The sequence below is a fragment of the Streptomyces sp. NPDC006687 genome (assembly GCF_040636215.1).
Classification (GTDB): domain Bacteria; phylum Actinomycetota; class Actinomycetes; order Streptomycetales; family Streptomycetaceae; genus Streptomyces.
The window spans coordinates 18,350-34,269 of sequence record NZ_JBEYJJ010000017.1; the positions used below are offsets into that span (position 1 = coordinate 18,350).

16 protein-coding genes are annotated in these 15,920 nt (G+C 71.7%); all 16 read left to right on the forward strand.

Features of this window, described 5'->3' with window-relative positions:
* Positions 1–36 precede the first annotated feature (36 nt).
* Complete coding sequence (locus ABZ716_RS20570) at positions 37–381, forward strand: STAS domain-containing protein (RefSeq protein WP_351888686.1); 345 nt, start codon at positions 37–39, stop codon at positions 379–381.
* Positions 378–2,510 (forward strand): glycogen debranching protein GlgX, encoded by a 2,133-nt coding sequence (gene glgX, locus ABZ716_RS20575; RefSeq protein ID WP_358960641.1) that lies wholly within the window; start codon positions 378–380, stop codon positions 2,508–2,510. Before ABZ716_RS20570 ends, glgX begins: the two co-directional genes overlap by 4 nt.
* A 16-nt stretch (positions 2,511–2,526) precedes the next feature.
* Positions 2,527–2,838, forward strand: a complete 312-nt coding sequence (locus tag ABZ716_RS20580) for an STAS domain-containing protein (RefSeq protein ID WP_351888681.1) — start codon at positions 2,527–2,529, stop codon at positions 2,836–2,838.
* The gene (locus ABZ716_RS20585) at positions 2,831–3,295 is read left to right on the forward strand and encodes an ATP-binding protein (protein WP_351888678.1); all 465 of its coding nucleotides are present in this window, start codon (positions 2,831–2,833) and stop codon (positions 3,293–3,295) included. Before ABZ716_RS20580 ends, ABZ716_RS20585 begins: the two co-directional genes overlap by 8 nt.
* Positions 3,277–4,536, forward strand: a complete 1,260-nt coding sequence (locus ABZ716_RS20590) for a PP2C family protein-serine/threonine phosphatase (RefSeq protein WP_355971855.1) — start codon at positions 3,277–3,279, stop codon at positions 4,534–4,536. The genes ABZ716_RS20585 and ABZ716_RS20590 overlap by 19 nt, the downstream gene beginning before the upstream one ends.
* On the forward strand, positions 4,536–5,282 hold the full coding sequence (locus tag ABZ716_RS20595; protein ID WP_358813396.1) for a MinD/ParA family protein: 747 nt from the start codon (positions 4,536–4,538) through the stop codon (positions 5,280–5,282). The genes ABZ716_RS20590 and ABZ716_RS20595 overlap by 1 nt, the downstream gene beginning before the upstream one ends.
* Before the next feature lie 69 nt (positions 5,283–5,351).
* A complete protein-coding gene (locus ABZ716_RS20600) occupies positions 5,352–6,092 on the forward strand; it encodes a type 1 glutamine amidotransferase domain-containing protein (RefSeq protein ID WP_351888670.1) in 741 nt (246 codons plus the stop codon).
* A 41-nt stretch (positions 6,093–6,133) separates the two neighbouring features.
* Positions 6,134–7,618, forward strand: coding sequence for an aldehyde dehydrogenase family protein (locus ABZ716_RS20605; RefSeq protein WP_351888667.1), 1,485 nt, complete (start codon positions 6,134–6,136; stop codon positions 7,616–7,618).
* 37 nt (positions 7,619–7,655) lie between these two features.
* Complete coding sequence (locus ABZ716_RS20610) at positions 7,656–8,264, forward strand: NAD(P)-binding domain-containing protein (protein ID WP_358960644.1); 609 nt, start codon at positions 7,656–7,658, stop codon at positions 8,262–8,264.
* Positions 8,255–8,758, forward strand: a complete 504-nt coding sequence (locus tag ABZ716_RS20615; RefSeq protein WP_358813398.1) for a (2Fe-2S)-binding protein — start codon at positions 8,255–8,257, stop codon at positions 8,756–8,758. Before ABZ716_RS20610 ends, ABZ716_RS20615 begins: the two co-directional genes overlap by 10 nt.
* 5 nt (positions 8,759–8,763) lie before the next feature.
* Positions 8,764–11,166 carry a xanthine dehydrogenase family protein molybdopterin-binding subunit gene (locus ABZ716_RS20620; protein ID WP_358813399.1) on the forward strand — a complete coding sequence of 801 codons (2,403 nt, stop codon included), beginning with the start codon at positions 8,764–8,766 and terminating at the stop codon, positions 11,164–11,166.
* A complete protein-coding gene (locus tag ABZ716_RS20625; RefSeq protein ID WP_358960646.1) occupies positions 11,163–11,990 on the forward strand; it encodes an FAD binding domain-containing protein in 828 nt (275 codons plus the stop codon). Before ABZ716_RS20620 ends, ABZ716_RS20625 begins: the two co-directional genes overlap by 4 nt.
* 40 nt (positions 11,991–12,030) lie before the next feature.
* The gene (locus tag ABZ716_RS20630; RefSeq protein WP_358960648.1) at positions 12,031–13,290 is read left to right on the forward strand and encodes an MFS transporter; all 1,260 of its coding nucleotides are present in this window, start codon (positions 12,031–12,033) and stop codon (positions 13,288–13,290) included.
* Entirely contained in the window at positions 13,287–14,753 is a 1,467-nt protein-coding gene (locus ABZ716_RS20635) for an ATP-binding protein (RefSeq protein ID WP_358813402.1), read from the forward strand. The genes ABZ716_RS20630 and ABZ716_RS20635 overlap by 4 nt, the downstream gene beginning before the upstream one ends.
* A gap of 51 nt (positions 14,754–14,804) precedes the next feature.
* Positions 14,805–15,146, forward strand: coding sequence for a nuclear transport factor 2 family protein (locus ABZ716_RS20640; protein ID WP_358960651.1), 342 nt, complete (start codon positions 14,805–14,807; stop codon positions 15,144–15,146).
* A gap of 90 nt (positions 15,147–15,236) precedes the next feature.
* On the forward strand, positions 15,237–15,881 hold the full coding sequence (locus ABZ716_RS20645) for a TMEM175 family protein (RefSeq protein WP_358813404.1): 645 nt from the start codon (positions 15,237–15,239) through the stop codon (positions 15,879–15,881).
* Positions 15,882–15,920: the final 39 nt, after the last annotated feature.

A 15,920-nucleotide genomic window follows, 5' to 3' on the forward strand; every position in this document is an offset into this window, starting at 1 on the left:
CAACGGGGGGCGCCCCAACCAGAGGGGAAGCACGACATGAGTCTGAACCTGAAGGAACGCCGCAACAAGGCGGCGACGGTGCTCGTCGCCACCGGCGAGATCAACAGCGAGACCTCCGGCGCCCTGCTGGAGACCCTCCTGCCGCTGGTCCGCGAGGGCCGGCCGCTGCGCATCGACCTGACCGCCGTCACCTACGTCTCCAGCGCCGGCCTGCGCACCCTGCTGGTCGTCTACCGCGAGGCCCAGCACGCCGGGGTCGCCGTCACCCTCTACGGGGTGAGCGAGGAGGTCCGGTTCGTCATGTCGGCCACCGGATTCCTCGACTTCTTCTCCACCGGCGAGGCCGCGGCCGCCGCCGGCCGGGCCAAGGCCGTGCGATGAGCGAGGCCCGCTCCGAACGAGTGCTGCGCGTGGACGCGTACCCGACCCACGAGGTGGGCGGGTACCGCGTCCGCGCGGGCAAGCCGTTCCCCTTCGGGGCCAACGTGGTCCCCGGCGGGGTCAGCTTCTCCGTCTTCTCCGACCAGGCCACCTCCATGACCCTGGTCATCTACAAGCGCGGAGAGCCCGAGCCGATGGCCGAGCTGCGGTTCCCCGAGGAGTTCCGCACCGGCAGCGTCTTCTCCATGACGGTCTTCGGCCTCGACCACGAGAACATCGAGTACGGCTACCGGGCCGACGGCCCCTACGACCCGGTCACCGGCCACCGCTTCGACGCCCGCCAGGTCCTCTCCGACCCCTACGCCCGGCTGATCGCCGGCCGGGACGTGTGGGGCGTGGAGCCGGACCGCAGCCGCGGGTACCAGTACCGCTCGCGGGTCTGCCTCCAGGACTTCGACTGGGGCGACGACACCCCGCTGGGGATCCCCGCCGAGGACCTCGTCGTCTACGAGGCCCACGTGCGCGGCTTCACCCGGCACCCCTCCTCGCAGGTCACCGCCCCCGGCACCTTCGCGGGGCTGCGCGAGAAGATCCCGTACCTCAAGGAGCTCGGGATCAACTGCATCGAGCTGCTCCCCGTCTTCGAGTTCGACGAGAGCGACAACCCGCGCAGCAACCCGGAGACCGGCGAGAAGCTCTACGACTACTGGGGCTACAACACCGTCTCCTTCTTCGCGCCCAAGGCCGGCTACGCGGCCACCGGACGCTACGGGATGCAGGGCGACGAGTTCCGCACCCTGATCAAGGACCTGCACGCGGCCGGCATCGAGGTCATCCTCGACGTCGTCTTCAACCACACGGCCGAGGGCAACGAGCAGGGCCCGACCATCTCCTTCAAGGGCCTGGACAACGCCACGTACTACATGCTCACGCCCGAGGGGTACTACTTCAACTTCAGCGGCACCGGCAACACGGTCAACTGCAACCACCCCGTCGTGCGCAACTACGTGCTCGACTGCCTGCGCCACTGGGTCGCCGACTACCACATCGACGGCTTCCGCTTCGACCTCGCGGCCATCCTCGGCCGGGACCTGGACGGCACCCCGCTGCCCAACCCGCCGCTGCTGGAGATGCTCGCCTTCGACCCCGTCCTGCGGCACACCAAGCTCATCGCCGAGGCGTGGGACGCGGGCGGCCTCTACGAGGTCGGCAACTTCCCGGCCTACGGACGCTGGGCCGAGTGGAACGGCAAGTACCGCGACACCGTGCGCCGCTTCCTCAAGGGCGACCCGGGCGTCACGGGGGAGCTGGCCACCCGGATCGCGGGCTCGCCCGACCTCTACTCCAGCCGGGGGACCACCGCCTCCGTCAACTTCCTGACGGCCCACGACGGTTTCACCCTGGCCGACCTGGTCTCGTACAACGACAAGCACAACGAGGCCAACGGCGAGGGTAACAACGACGGGGCCAACGACAACAACAGCTGGAACTGCGGGGCCGAGGGCCCCACGGACGACCCCGGCGTCAACGCCCTGCGGCTGCGGCAGATGAAGAACGCCCTGGCCATCCTCCTCACCAGCCAGGGCATCCCGATGCTGCTGTCCGGGGACGAGGTGGCCCGCACCCAGCAGGGCAACAACAACACCTACTGCCAGGACAACGAGCTGTCCTGGTTCGACTGGGACCAGGTCGACCAGAACGCCGAACTGCTCCGGTTCACCCGCGAGCTGATCGCCTTCCGCGGCCACCACCGCGAGCTGCGCTCCACCACCCACCCCACCGGCCGGCTCCGCGACGGCCTCGGGCTGCCGGACATCAGCTGGCACGGGGAGCGGGCCTGGCAGCCCGACTGGTCGGCCGACAGCCGCCTGATCGCGGTGGCCCGCTGCGGCACCTCCGACGAGGACGTGGTGTACGTGGCCATGAACTCCCACTGGGAGGCGCACGACCTGGAACTGCCCGCCCTGCCCCACGGCCGCAGCTGGCACCTGTTCGCCGACACCAGCGCCGAGGCCCCGTACGACATCCGCACCCCGGGGGCGGAGCAGGAGCTCGACAACGCCGGCAAGTACCTGATCGGCCCGCGCTCGGTCGTGATCCTGGTCGGCCGCGCCAACGACCCCGAGTGACCGAAGGAGACCTGACATGCCGCTTTCCGTGTCCCTGAGCATCGAGGGCGACACCACCGTGATCGAACTGACGGGCGAGCTGGACGCCAAGACCGCGCCGGAGTTCCACCAGACCATCGAGAAGGCCGCCGGTCACGGCACCAGCACCGTCGAGATCCGGATGGCCGGCGTCGGCTACATGGCCAGCGCCGGGCTGCGCTCCCTGGTCTTCGCCCAGCAGAAGGTCGCCGACCACGTCACCATCAAGGTGGTCGGCGCCATCGAGCCCGTCTCGCGGACCATCCGCACGGCCGGGCTCGACCGCAGCATCCTGCTCGCCGATGACTGAGAGGTCCGCACTGGCGAAGAAGCCCGCCGTACTTCAGGTGCCCGCCACGCTGGGGGCACTGGGCGAGATCGCCGCGTTCGTCCTGCGGCTGGCCGGCCGGGCCCGCCTGGGCACCCGGGCGACGTACCGGATCCGGCTGGCCGTGGACGAACTCGCCACGAACATCGTGATGCACGGCTACCGGGGCGGCGAGGGACGGATCACCGTCCTGGGCCGCTCCGGTCCCGACGGGGTGCGGATCACCATCGAGGACTCCGCCCCCGCGTTCGACCCCGTCGCGGGCCGCCTGCCGCCGGATCCCGGGGTCCCCCCGGAACGGCGGCGGGTCGGCGGCCTCGGCATCCACCTGGCTCTGACCAGCGTGGACGCGTACACCTATGAACGCAGGGACGGTCGCAACATCAGCACGCTGACCGTCAAGGCCGAGGGGACGGACGCATGCCATCCACAACCGTGATCATCCTCGACGTGGATCCGCTGCCGCCCGCCGAACTGCTCGAATCCCTGCGGCTGATGGACGCGGAACTCGTCACGCCCACCCTCGCGGAACTGCTGCGCGGCCGGCTGGACGCGCCGCCCGCCGGGGACGTGCTGCTGGTCCCCGCCGACGCGGACGCCGACACCGTCCGTACCGTGGTCCGCCGGCTGCGCCGGTGGGCCGGGGCACCGATCGTGGTCGCCTGGACCGTGGAGGACTTCCCCGCGCTGGAGCGGCACGTCCGCCTCGGCCACGACTACCTCGTCCCGCCCTTCCTGCCCGCCCTGGTCGCCGCCCGGCTGCGCAGCTGCACCGAACGGGCCGGGCTCGGCCGTACCGTGCAGGAGGCCGACGCACGCGCCGAACTCATGGGCTACGAGAAGGAACTGGAGATCGGCCGCGAGATCCAGGCCGGCTTCCTGCCCGAATCGCTGCCCGTCCCCGCCGGCTGGGAGATCGACGTCCGCTTCCGGCCGGCCCGGCAGGTCGCGGGCGACTTCTACGACGTCTTCGAGATATCCCGGGGCCGCAGACTGGCCCTGGTGGTCGCCGACGTCTGCGACAAGGGGGTGGGCGCCGCCCTGTTCATGGCGCTCATCCGCTCCCTGCTCCGCCACACCGCCGAGAACAGCGGCCTCCAGCACCTGATGGCCGCCGGACGCACCGGGGGCACCCGGCGCACCCCGGTGGTCGGTGCGACCCCGCTGCTCAACGCGGTCACCGCCACCAACGGCTACCTCACCCGCAACCACCTCCGGCAGGGCTACTTCGCCACCCTCTTCTTCGGCGTCCTGGACCCGCGCACCGGCAGCCTCGTCTACATCAACGGCGGCCACAACCCGCCGCTGCTGCTCTCCGGCGACGGCTCCGGAACCCGGACCCTGGAGGTCACGGGACCGGCCGTCGGGGTCCTGCCCGACTGTGTCTACACCCTCGGATACGCCCAGCTGGACCCGGGCGACACCCTGTTCGTGTTCACCGACGGAGTGCCCGAGGCACGCTGTCCCGACGGTGGCTTCCTGGGCGACGAGCGGATGCTCGAACTGCTCGCCGGCCCCCCGGCGAGCGGCCGGGACGTGGTCGACCTGATGGACCGGGCGGTGCGCGAGCACACCGGCACCGCAGAGCAGCACGACGACGTCACCATGCTGGCCCTGCACCGGCCACGTGCGGCGCGGGGGCCGCATGCGGACGGCGACGGCTACCGGGTGGTGGCGTGATGACCCGGACCATCGTGGTGCACTCGCACCGCGGCGGCACCGGGAAGTCATCGGTGCTGGCCAACCTGGCGCTGCTGCTGGCAGCCGCCGGCCGGCGGGTCGGGGTGGTCGACACCGACCTCCAGTCGCCCACGCTGGACCTGCTGTTCGGAGCCGCGCCGGGCGCCGGCTCGCTGGCCGACTACCTGCTCGGCCGCTGCGAGATCGAGGCGGCGGCCCGGCGCACCGCGGTGCCCGGCCTGTACCTCGTACCGGCCCGGACACGAGCCGCGGACCTGCGCGAGCTGATGGCCACCGGGTACGACGTCGGACTGCTCCCGGAGGGTTTCGAGCGGCTGGCGCGCAAGCTCGCGCTGGACGTCCTGCTCCTCGACACCCACGCCGGGCTCAACAACGAGTCGGTGACCGCCATGGGCAGCGCCGACGTCGTACTGATCATGACGAGGGCGGACCGCGTCGACCTCGCCGGGGTCGAGGAGACCCTCGCCCTCTCCGGGCGGCTGGCCTGCCGGCGCGCCCTGGTCCTGAGCATGGCGCCCGAGGGCGTCGACCACGAAGCCGTCTGCCGGCGCGCGGAGGAGGTATACGGCACCCCCCTGGCCGGAATCCTCCCGTACGTGCCGGAAATGGCGGCCCTCTACGGTGAACGCATATTCGCCGAAGCCTTCCCCGGCCACCCCCTGGTCGGTGAATTCCGCTCCATCCTCTCGGCGTTGGACGCACGTGACGAAGTATCGCGGGCCTGACGTCTCCCCCTTACGCCCCTTCAGGGGGGCGTGTTGAATCGGCAGCGAATCCAGAACAAGGAGAGAACCATGCGGATTCTCGTCGTCATGACGGCAAAGGCCACCCTCCATCTCCTGGACGGGGAGCAGCACCCCTCGGGCTTCTGGGCCGAGGAATTCGTGGTCCCCTACACGCTCTTCCGGGCCGCCGGCCACACCGTCGACGTAGCGACGATCGGGGGCGCCGCACCCACCGTCGACCAGACGAGCATCGACCCCCAGTTCCTCCAGTACGTCCGCCCGGCGGGCTCCCCCGACGAGGACGCCGCCAACGCGGCCGAGTACGTACGCGTCATCGAGCAGACCCCCCAGCTGCGCAGCCCCCTGGCCATCGAGTCCCTCGGGGAGAAAGACGTCGCCGGATACGACGCCCTCTACATCAGCGGCGGCCACGGGGCCATCGGCGACCTGCCCAAGTCCGACGAGCTGGCCCAGGTCCTGCGCTGGGCCATCGCCCAGGACAAGCCCCTGGCCACCGTCTGCCACGGCCACACCGCCCTGCTCGCGCTGCGCGACGGAGAGGGCCGCTGGCCCTTCGAGGGCTACCGGATGACGGCGTTCTCGCACGACGAGGAACTGGTCACCAACATGGCCGGCCGGCTCCCGCTGATCCTGGAGGCCGAGCTCACCCGGCTCGGCGCCCGCTACGAGAAGGCCGACGCGATCTGGGACTCGCACGTCGTCGTCGACCGCAAGCTCACCACCGGCCAGAACCCCTACTCCTCCAAGGCCCTCGCCGAGACGTTTCTGCGGCAGCTCGAAGAAGGCTAGCCCCCGCGACACCTAGCCCCCGGACACCGGAAGGTGCAGGCATGACCAAGCGCGAGCTCAGCGGCCACCCCCTGGCCCACCCCGGGAAACTGTTCATCGGCGGTCAGTGGGTCCCCGCCCGGGACGGCCGTACGGAACCGGACATCAGCCCGATCGACGGACAGGAGATCGTGCCGGTGGCGCAGGCCGCCGCGACCGACGCCGACGCCGCCGTCGCGGCCGCCCGCACGGCGTACGAGGAGGGCCCCTGGAGCCGGCTGTCGGCCCAGGAGCGCGCGCTGCGGCTGAACCGCGTCGGTGAGCTCATCGAGCGGGACCTGGAGGAGATAGCCCTGCTGGAGACGGTGGACATGGGCAAGCCGTTCGCCTTCTCCAGCACCGTCGACGCACCCATGGCCGCCCAGCTCATGCACTACTACGCGGGCGCGGTCACCCGGGTCGACGGCTCCTCCAGGGCCCCCGCCGGCGGCCAGCTCGCCTACACCCTGCGCGAGCCGCTGGGCGTGGTCTGCGCCATCACCCCGTTCAACTTCCCGCTGCTGCTGTCGATGACCAAGATCGCCCCGGCCCTCGCGGCCGGGAACACGGTCGTCCACAAGCCCTCCCCGGCCACCCCGCTCACCGCCCTGAAGATCGCCGAGCTGTTCCAGGAGGCGGAGATCCCCGACGGGGTGCTGAACGTGGTCACCGGACCCGGCGTGGAACTGGGGGAGACCCTCACCGGCCACCCCGGCATCGACAAGATCGCCTTCACCGGCTCCACCGCCGTCGGCCAGTCCATCATCCGCAAGTCGGCCGGCACCCTGAAGAAGGTGACGATGGAACTCGGCGGCAAGTCCGCCAACATCGTCTTCGCCGACGCCGACCTCGACGCCGCCGAGGAACTCGCCTTCTTCGGCATCTACTACAACAAGGGCGAGATCTGCACCGCCGGCTCCCGGCTGCTGCTCCAGCGCCCCGTCCACGACGAACTCGTCGAACGCCTGGTCCGCCGGGCCGCGGCCCTCAAGCCCGGGGACCCGCGCGACCCGCAGACCCTGTTCGGGCCGCTCGCCCACCGCGCCCAGTTCGACAAGGTCAGCTCCTACATCGAGGTCGGCGAGAAGGAAGGCGCGATCCTGCGCACCGGCGGCACCGGCTGGACCCCCGAGGGGGCCTCCAGCCAGGGCCTGTACTTCCTGCCCACCGTCTTCACCGGCGTCGACAACGGGATGCGCATCGCCCAGGAGGAGATCTTCGGCCCCGTCCTGTCGATCATCCCCTTCGACACCGAGGAGGACGCCGTACGCATCGCCAACGACAGCGCGTACGGCCTCGCCGCCGGGGTCCACACCAAGGACCTGCGCCGGGCCCACCGGGTCGCCTCGCAGATCAAGGCCGGCACCGTCTGGGTCAACTGCTACAACCAGTACGACCCCTCCGTCCCCTACGGGGGCTACAAAGCCTCCGGCTACGGCCGCGAGTGCGGCCCGGAGTCCCTGGAGAGCTACACCCAGACCAAGTCGGTCTGGATCGGCATGGACTGACGTCCGGCACGCCGGACCGAGCGATCGAGGAGCCTCAATGCGGACAGGCGTCATCGGCACCGGGCGGATCGGCTCGGCCCTCGCGAGGATCCTGGTGGCGGCAGGCCACGAGGTGGTCCTCGCCCATACCGGCGGGCCGGAGTCCCTCGCGCCCCTGGTCGGCGAACTGGGCCCCGCCGCCACCGCGGCGCGGCCCGTCGAAGCGGCCGGCCGGGCCGCACTCGTGGTGCTGATGGTGCCCTTCGCGAGCGTGCGCGGGCTGCTGCCCCCGCACGTCGTGCAGGACAAGGTGCTGGTGGACGCCACCAACGCGTTCAGCGGCCCCGGTACCCCCGCCGATCTCGGCGGCCGCGGCTCCAGCGAGCTGGTCGCCGAGTGGTATCCCGGCGCCCGGGTCGTGAAATCCCTGAACACCATGCATTACGAAACCCTCGCCGTCGCCGGGAAAGCCTCGGGGGAGCGTCTCGCGCATTACACGGCGGGCGACGACCCGAAGGCGAAGGAAATCGTCGCGGGAATCATCACCGATCTCGGATTCGCCGCCGTCGACACCGGACCACTGCATTCCGGAGGAATTCTCCAGCAGCCCGGCGGCCCCCTCTTCAACCGGTCGCTCACGGAAGCGCAGGCGCTCGCATGGATCTGACACCCGCCCCCACCCTGACCCTCCACGTCAACGGAAGACCCGAGGAGTTCGCGGCACGGCCGAGCGAACTCCTCGTGGAACGGCTCCGCGACGGACTCGGCCTGACCGGTACCAAGGTCGGCTGCGACACCGGACAGTGCGGGACCTGCGTGGTCCGCCTGGACGGCCGGTCCGTCAAGAGCTGCCTGGTCCTGACGGCCTCCGCCGCCGGCTCCGAGGTCACCACCATCGAGGGGGTGTCCGAGCGGGGCGGCGAGCTGACCGGCCTCCAGGAGGCCCTGCGCCAGGAGCACGGCACGCAGTGCGGGTTCTGCACCCCGGGCATGGTCATGGCCCTCGGCGAGCTCGTCGAGAACACCGCCCCCGGAACGGCGCCCACCGAGCCCGAGATCCGCGAGTGGCTCACCGGCAACCTCTGCCGCTGCACCGGCTACCACAGCGTGGTCCGCGGCGTGCAGCGCGCCTGCGCCGCGCCGACGGCAGAGGGGCGGTGACGGGCATGACCACCGTGACGGGGGAGAGCACCACCGGCGGCGGGGTCCTCGGACAGCCGCTCGACAGCCGCGAGGACCCGCAACTGCTGCGCGGCGAGGCCGTGTACGTGGCCGACATCGACCTGCCGGGCACCGCGCACATGGCCATCCTGGGCAGCCCGGTCGCCCACGCCCGGATCCTGTCCATCGACACCGGGGACGCCGGACGGCTGCCCGGCGTCCTGAAGGTGGCCACCGCCGCCGACTTCACCGACGTCATGCCGCTGCCCTGCATCTGGATACCCGGCGGGGTGGAGAGCCACTTCCCGCCCCACCCCTACGGACTGCCCGGGGCCCGGCCGGTCCTCACCGGCGACACCGTCCGCCACGTCGGCGACCCGATCGCCGTCGTCGTCGCCGAGACCCCGCGCCAGGCCGCCGCCGCCCTCGCCGCCATCCGCGTCGAGTACGAGCCGCTGCCCGTGGTCACCCGGGCCGACGAGGCCCTCGCCGAGGGCGCCCCGCAGCTCCACGAGGCCGTCCCCGGCAACCTCAACGCGTACTGGACCTGCGGCGACAAGGACCGCACCGACGCGGCCATCGCCCGCGCCGAGGTCACCGTCGCACTCGACCTCGTCAACCAGCGCACCATCAACAGCCCCATCGAACCGCGGGGAGCCGTCGGCGACTACAACGCCGCCACCGGCGAGTACACCCTCTACGCCTCCACCCAGGGCCCGCACAACCACCGGTTCCTGCTCTCCGCGCTGGTCCTCGGCATCCCCTTCAACAAACTGAGGGTGATCGCCCCGACCGTCGGCGGCAGCTTCGGCACCAAGGGCTACCTCTACCCCGACATGGCGCTGGTCCTGCTGCTCTCCAAGGCGCTCGGCCGGCCCGTCAAATGGGTGGACACCCGCACCGGGCTGATGAACTCCACCGTCCAGGGCCGCGACCACCGCCAGCACGTCACCCTCGCCGGCACCCGCGACGGCCGGATCACCGCCCTGCGCTGCACCAGCTACGCCAACCTCGGCGCCTACCCCTCCACCATCGGCCCCGGTGTCGCCACCGCCCTGATGGGCCGCTCCATCAGCGGCATGTACGAGATCCCCGCCTCCTTCTGCGAGGTGTACGCGGCCTTCACCAACACCGTCCCCCTCGGCGCCCAGCGCGGCAGCGGGCGCGCCGAGGCGGCCTTCCTGATGGAGCGCCTCGTCGACCGCTACGCCGCCGAGATCGGCATGGACCCGGCGGAGGTCCGCCGCAGGAACCTGGTGCCGCAGGAGAAGTTCCCGTACGACAACGGCCTCGGCTGGACCTACGACTCCGGGAACTACGGGCCCAACTTCGAGCGCGCCCTGGAACTGGCCGGCTACGACGCCATCCCCGCCCGCAAGGCGGCGGCCCGGGCCCGCGGCAAACGCCTCGGCGTGGGCATCGCCACCTACGTGGCCATCTGCGGGGTCGGCCCCTCCACCCGGATGTCCCAGGAGGGCATGCTCGGCGGCACCTGGGAGAGCGCCAACATCCGCGTCCACCCCACCGGCGAGGTCGCCGTCACCGTCGGCTCCGCCTCCACCGGCCAGAGCCACGGCACCGTCTTCGCGATGGTCGCCGCCGACGAGCTCGGCATCGACCCGGCGCAGGTCCAGGTGTACGAGGGGGACACGCTCAAGGCCCCGTACGGGCAGGGCACCTACGGCTCCCGCTCCTACAGCATGGCCGCCCCCGCCGTCGCGCTGACCGCCCGCAAGATCAAGGCCAAGCTGATCAGGGCCGGGGCCGTCTTCCTGGGCGTCCCCGAGGACAAGGTGGTCTACGAGGGCGGGGGAGTCCACGAGGCCGGCAACCCGGAGAACGCCAAGACCTTCTCCGAGCTGGCGATGGCCATGTGGTACGGCTGGGGCCTGCCCCCCGAGATCGAACCGGCCCTCGACGAGACCACCCATTTCGACCCGCCGGACTTCAACTACCCCTTCGGCACGCACGTCGCGGTGGTCGAGATCGACGAGCTCACCGGCGAGACCGAGGTGGTGGACTACACCGCCGTGGACGACGCCGGGAACATCGGCAACCCGAAGATCGTCACCGGCCAGATCGAGGGCAGCATCGTCCACGGCCTGGGCCAGGCCCTGATGGAGGCCGCCGAATACGACGAGAACGGCATCCTCCTCAGCTCCGACCTGAACCACTACGCCCTGCCCCGCGCCGCCGACGTGCCCTTCTTCACCCTCGACCGGACCGTCACGCCCTCCCCGCACAACCCGCTCGGCGCCAAGGGGGCCGGGGAGATCGCCACCGTGCCGCCCGCGGCCGCCGTGGTCAACGCGGTGGTCGACGCCCTCGCCGACCTGGGCGTCCAGCACATCGACATGCCGCTGACCCCCGAGAAGGTCTGGCGCGTACTCGAAGGAGGCGCCCGGTGATCCTCACCGAGTTCGACTACGTCCGGCCCGCCTCCCTGGAGGAGGCCCTCGCCCTCCTGGCCGGCACCCCGGGAGCCCGGGTGCTGGCCGGCGGGCAGAGCCTGCTGCCGGAGCTGCGCGCCGGCACCGAGCGGGCCCGCCTGCTGGTCGACGTACGCCACCTCGCGCCGCTGCGGGGGGTCGCACCCTCCGGCGGGGAGCTGCGGATCGGGGCGCTGACCACCCTCGGCGAACTCGCCGCCGACCCGCTGGTGCTCGCCGGGGCGCCGGAGCTGGCCGCCGCGGCCCGCGCCAACGGCGACCCCCAGGTCCGCAACCTCGGCACCGTCGGCGGCAACCTCGCCGTCACCGGGCGCCCCACCGACCTGCCCGTCGCCGCCCTCGCCGCCGGTGCGAGGGCCGAACTGGCCGGACCCGCCGGGACCCGCACGGTCACGGCCGAGGAACTGGCCGGCTCGGGGGTGCCCGACGGGGAGGTGCTCACCGCCCTGGTCGTGCCCGCCGCCGGCGGGGCGGCCGCCTTCGAGAAGACCGCCGACCGGGCCACCCGCTACCCGCTGTGCGCCGCCGCCGTACGGATCACCCCCGACGGGCCGCGGATCGCGGTCACCGGAGCCACCCCCCGCGCCGTGCGCCTGCGCGGGGTCGAGGACCGGCTGCGCGGGGGCCCCTGGACGACCCAGGCGGTGCTCGCGGCGTTCCGCGCCGAGCCCAGGGAGCTCTTCGTCCCCGGGCGCGGTACCTCGGCCGAGTACCTCGGCCATCTCGCGGGGGTGCTGACCGCCCGCGCGCTGGCCAGGGCGGCGGCCCACAGCAGCGCCTGAATCGGCCCGCCGGGCAGGGCGGGGGAGTGGAGTTGAGAGCGTGCCCGAACCGAACGAGACGACGACCACGGGAGACCTTGCGCATCCAGCCGGCCGCGCGGCGGCCGGTCCGAGACCGTCCGGCTTCTGGGTGGTGGGCGCGGTCCTCGTCCTGCTGATGCTCTCCTCCTCCGTGCCCTCCGCCCTCTACGTGCTCTACCAGCAGCGCTGGGGGCTGTCCTCCGGCGTGGTGACGGTGGTCTTCGCCGTGTACGCCGTCACCGTCCTCGCCGGGCTGCTGCTGTTCGGGTCGCTCTCCGACACCGTGGGGCGCCGGCCCGTCCTCGCCGCCGGGCTGGTGCTGGCCATCGTCTCCATGGGCCTGTTCGCCGGGGCCCGGGGGCTCGGCCTGCTGCTCGCCGCCCGCGCCGTGCAGGGGCTCGCGGTGGGCCTGGCCACCGGGGCGATGGGCGCCGCCCTGCTGGAACTCAGCCCCCGCTCCCGGCCGGCCCTCGGGGCGCAGGTCAACAGCGCGGGACCGACCGTGGGCATCGGCCTCGGCGGGCTGGGGGCGGGGCTGCTCGTCCAGTACGCGCCCGCCCCGACCGTGCTCAGCTACCTGCTGCTGGTCGTCGCCTTCGCGGTCACCCTGGCCGGGGTGATCCGGATGGGCGAGAGCGCGCCCGGGGCGGGGGGCCCGCTGAGGGTGGTACCGCACCGGATCCGGGTACCGGCCGCCGTGCGGGGGAGGTTCGCCGTGCTGGTGCTCACGGTGGTGGCCGTCTGGACGGTCGGCGGCTTCTACCTCTCACTGGGACCGCACCTGGCCCTGTCCCTGCTCCACTCCACCAACTACCTCGCCGGCGGGGCCACCGTGGCCCTGCTCGCCGGCTCCGCCACCTGCGCCCAGCTGCTGCTGGGCCGCACCGCACCGCTGCGCACCGCCGTACTGGGGCTGCTCGGGCTGCTCGCCGGACTGGCCCTGGTGCTGCTGGCCCTGGGCACCGGTTCGGCGCCCGTGTTCCTCGTCGCCACCGCCGTCCTCGGCAGCGGCTGGGGAGCGGCGTTCCTCGGCTCCTTCCGCGCCATCAGCCTGCTGGCCGAGCCCGAGCACCGCGGTGAACTCACCGCCGCCGTCTACGTCTTCGCGTACCTGGCGATGAGCGTCCCGGCGGTCCTCGCCGGACTCCTGACCAATATCCACGGCCTGCAGCGCACCTCCGTCGGCTTCATGGCCGCCGTCGCCGCGGTGTGCGCGCTGGCCCTGTTCACGACCCTGCGGCTGGCGGCGCGCACCAGGGCAGAGGGGAGCGCCTCGTGACCACGCGTCCCGGGAACACCATGAGCACCAAAGAGCTGCGGACGGCTCTGCAAGGGCTGGAGATCTTCGCGGCGATCACCGAGGAGCAGCTGGACTGGCTGGTCTCGGTCTCCGAGCCGCGCGTCCTGGCCGACGGGGAGGTCCTCTTCCGTGACGGGGACGAGGCCACCTGCTTCCACGTGCTGGTCTCCGGCGGGCTGGTCGTCACCAAGGTCGTCGACGGCCGGGAGGAGGTCCTGACCCGCCACTCCACCGAGGAGGAGGACGCCGCCGCCGAGGAGCACGACGGCAAACCGCGCGCCGCGCACCGGTTCACGGGGGAGCTGCCGCTGCTGACGGACGGCTCCTACGTGGCCACCGCGTCGGCGAGCGGCCCGGCGACCACCGTCGTCGCCTATCCGAAGCCGGTGTTCTTCGAGATGCTGACCCGCTGCAACGGGGTGGCGGCCGTGCTGATCCCCGTGCTGGCCTGGCGGATCAAGTCCTCCGAGGTCCAGGCCCGCAAACGGGCCACCGTCGAGGCCCTCGGCACCCTGGCGGCGGGCCTCGCGCACGAGCTGAACAACCCCGCCGCGGCCGTGGCCCGGGCCGCGCAGGAGCTGGTGCCCGCGCTGGACCGGCTGACCGCCACCGCCTACGCCTGGGGCGCGGCCGCCACGGAGGCGGAACGCGGCGCCCTGGAGCGGCTGGCCGGCGAGCTGGACCGGCTCCCGCCGCCGGAGACCACCGACCCCCTGGCCCAGGCCGACGCCGAGGAGGAGATCAGCGACTGGGCGCAGGACGCCGGCGCGGCCCGGGCCGGCCTGCTCGGCTCCGGGGCCTCCGACCTCGGGCTGGAGCTGCCCTGGCTGCGGGAGCGGCTGGAGGGCATCGGCGCGGCCGCGCTGCCCGCCGCCCTCGACCACCTGGCGGCGCTGCTGGAGGCCCGCTCCCTGGCCGCCGAGCTCCGGGCGGCCGGCCCCCGTATCTCCCAGCTGGTCGCGGCCACCCGGGACTACGCCAACCTCGACCGGGCCCCCGAGCAGCGGTTCGCGGTGACCGACGGCCTGGAGAACACCCTGGTGGTGCTCCGCTCCAAGCTCTCCGGGATCACCGTCGTGCGCGCCTACGACCCGGACCTGCCGGAGCTGACCGGCTACCCCGGGGAGCTCAACCAGGTGTGGACCAACCTGGTCGACAACGCGGCCGAGGCCATGGAGGGCGCGGGGACGCTGACCCTGCGCTGCTACGCCGAGGGGGTCTGCATGGTCGTGGAGATCACCGACACCGGTCGGGGCATCCCCGAGGACGTCCTGCCGCGCATCTTCGAGCCCTTCTACACGACGAAGGACGTCGGCAAGGGCACGGGCCTGGGGCTGCACCTCAGCTACCGCATCGTGACCCAGCGCCACCACGGGTCGCTCACGGCCCGCTCCCGCCCGGGCGAGACCCGGATGCTCGTACGCCTGCCGCTGGCGGCCTGAGCCCGTCACCCCACGAGCCGTCACCCGCTCCTACCGAAAGGAAGTCCGAACATGGCTAAATACGACATCTCCGCGCTCCACCCCGTCTTCGTCCGCCAGATGGAGGCCCTGGCCGCGCTGGACATCGAGGCGGTGATGAAGAACTACACCGAGGACGCCGTCCTGCTCCGCTTCGAGGGCGCCTCGGTGGGGATCGACGCCGTTCGCGAGACGTTCACCGGATATCTCACCCTGAAGCCCGCGCTCGTCGAACTCCAGGAGTACGTCGAGACCGACGACACCATCTTCTACCGCGCGATCATGAACCTGAACGGCGCCCCGGAGCACGCGTTCGGGACACTCGTCGTCCGCGATGGCCGGATCTGGCGCCAGACGGCCGGCTTCGGCAGCTGACCGCCCGTTCGTTCGTGGGTAGCGTGAGCGGGGAGGGCGCCAGCCAGCGCCCTCCCCGCCCATGCGTGAGGGATCGGTGAAGGGGAGGCCATGGAGCAGGAAACCAACCGGGTCGAGGCGTTCAGTGACGGCGTATTCGCCATCGTGATCACCATTCTGGTGCTGGAGTTAAAGGTTCCGGAAGAGGGCGGGACGGCCCTCTTGCACGGACTCGCACAACAATGGCCGCACTATGCGGCGTATCTGGTCAGTTTCCTCATCATCGGTGTGATGTGGGTGAACCACCACACCATCTTCAGTCACCTCAAGCGGGTCGACCGGCCCCTGTTGTTTCTGAATCTCCTGGTGCTGATGGTGGTTTCTGTGATTCCCTACACCACCAATGTCCTCGCCGAGCATCTCACCGACGAGGATTCGGCCAATGTCGCGGCCATCCTTTACAGCTCCTGGACCGTGGTGTACGCCCTCGCGTTCCTGGCCTTCTGGTGGTACGTGACCCAGGTCGGCCACCTCTTCCACGAAGCCGTGGACAAGGAGGGTGCCCGGGCGACGCGGGTCCGGTTCGGACTGGGGGCCGTCGCCTACCCCTTGACGGTCATCCTGTCCTTCTTCTCCGCACCTCTCACTCTCGTCGCACACTTCCTGATCGCCCTCTACTACGCGGCGAACCAGATCCCCATCCCGCTCGTGGTAGAAGAAGAGCGGCTCGAATCTGGCAGCGACCTCAGGAAGTAGCCGCAGGGCCCTACGGCCGTTCTGAGCGCTCAAGTAGGG

Coding starts and splice junctions, on each gene's coding strand:
- ABZ716_RS20570 (WP_351888686.1), top strand. CDS start 37: ATGAGTCTGAACCTGAAGGAACGCCGCAACAAGGCGGCGACGGTGCTC.
- glgX (WP_358960641.1), top strand. CDS start 378: ATGAGCGAGGCCCGCTCCGAACGAGTGCTGCGCGTGGACGCGTACCCG.
- ABZ716_RS20580 (WP_351888681.1), top strand. CDS start 2,527: ATGCCGCTTTCCGTGTCCCTGAGCATCGAGGGCGACACCACCGTGATC.
- ABZ716_RS20585 (WP_351888678.1), top strand. CDS start 2,831: ATGACTGAGAGGTCCGCACTGGCGAAGAAGCCCGCCGTACTTCAGGTG.
- ABZ716_RS20590 (WP_355971855.1), top strand. CDS start 3,277: ATGCCATCCACAACCGTGATCATCCTCGACGTGGATCCGCTGCCGCCC.
- ABZ716_RS20595 (WP_358813396.1), top strand. CDS start 4,536: ATGACCCGGACCATCGTGGTGCACTCGCACCGCGGCGGCACCGGGAAG.
- ABZ716_RS20600 (WP_351888670.1), top strand. CDS start 5,352: ATGCGGATTCTCGTCGTCATGACGGCAAAGGCCACCCTCCATCTCCTG.
- ABZ716_RS20605 (WP_351888667.1), top strand. CDS start 6,134: ATGACCAAGCGCGAGCTCAGCGGCCACCCCCTGGCCCACCCCGGGAAA.
- ABZ716_RS20610 (WP_358960644.1), top strand. CDS start 7,656: ATGCGGACAGGCGTCATCGGCACCGGGCGGATCGGCTCGGCCCTCGCG.
- ABZ716_RS20615 (WP_358813398.1), top strand. CDS start 8,255: ATGGATCTGACACCCGCCCCCACCCTGACCCTCCACGTCAACGGAAGA.
- ABZ716_RS20620 (WP_358813399.1), top strand. CDS start 8,764: ATGACCACCGTGACGGGGGAGAGCACCACCGGCGGCGGGGTCCTCGGA.
- ABZ716_RS20640 (WP_358960651.1), top strand. CDS start 14,805: ATGGCTAAATACGACATCTCCGCGCTCCACCCCGTCTTCGTCCGCCAG.
- ABZ716_RS20645 (WP_358813404.1), top strand. CDS start 15,237: ATGGAGCAGGAAACCAACCGGGTCGAGGCGTTCAGTGACGGCGTATTC.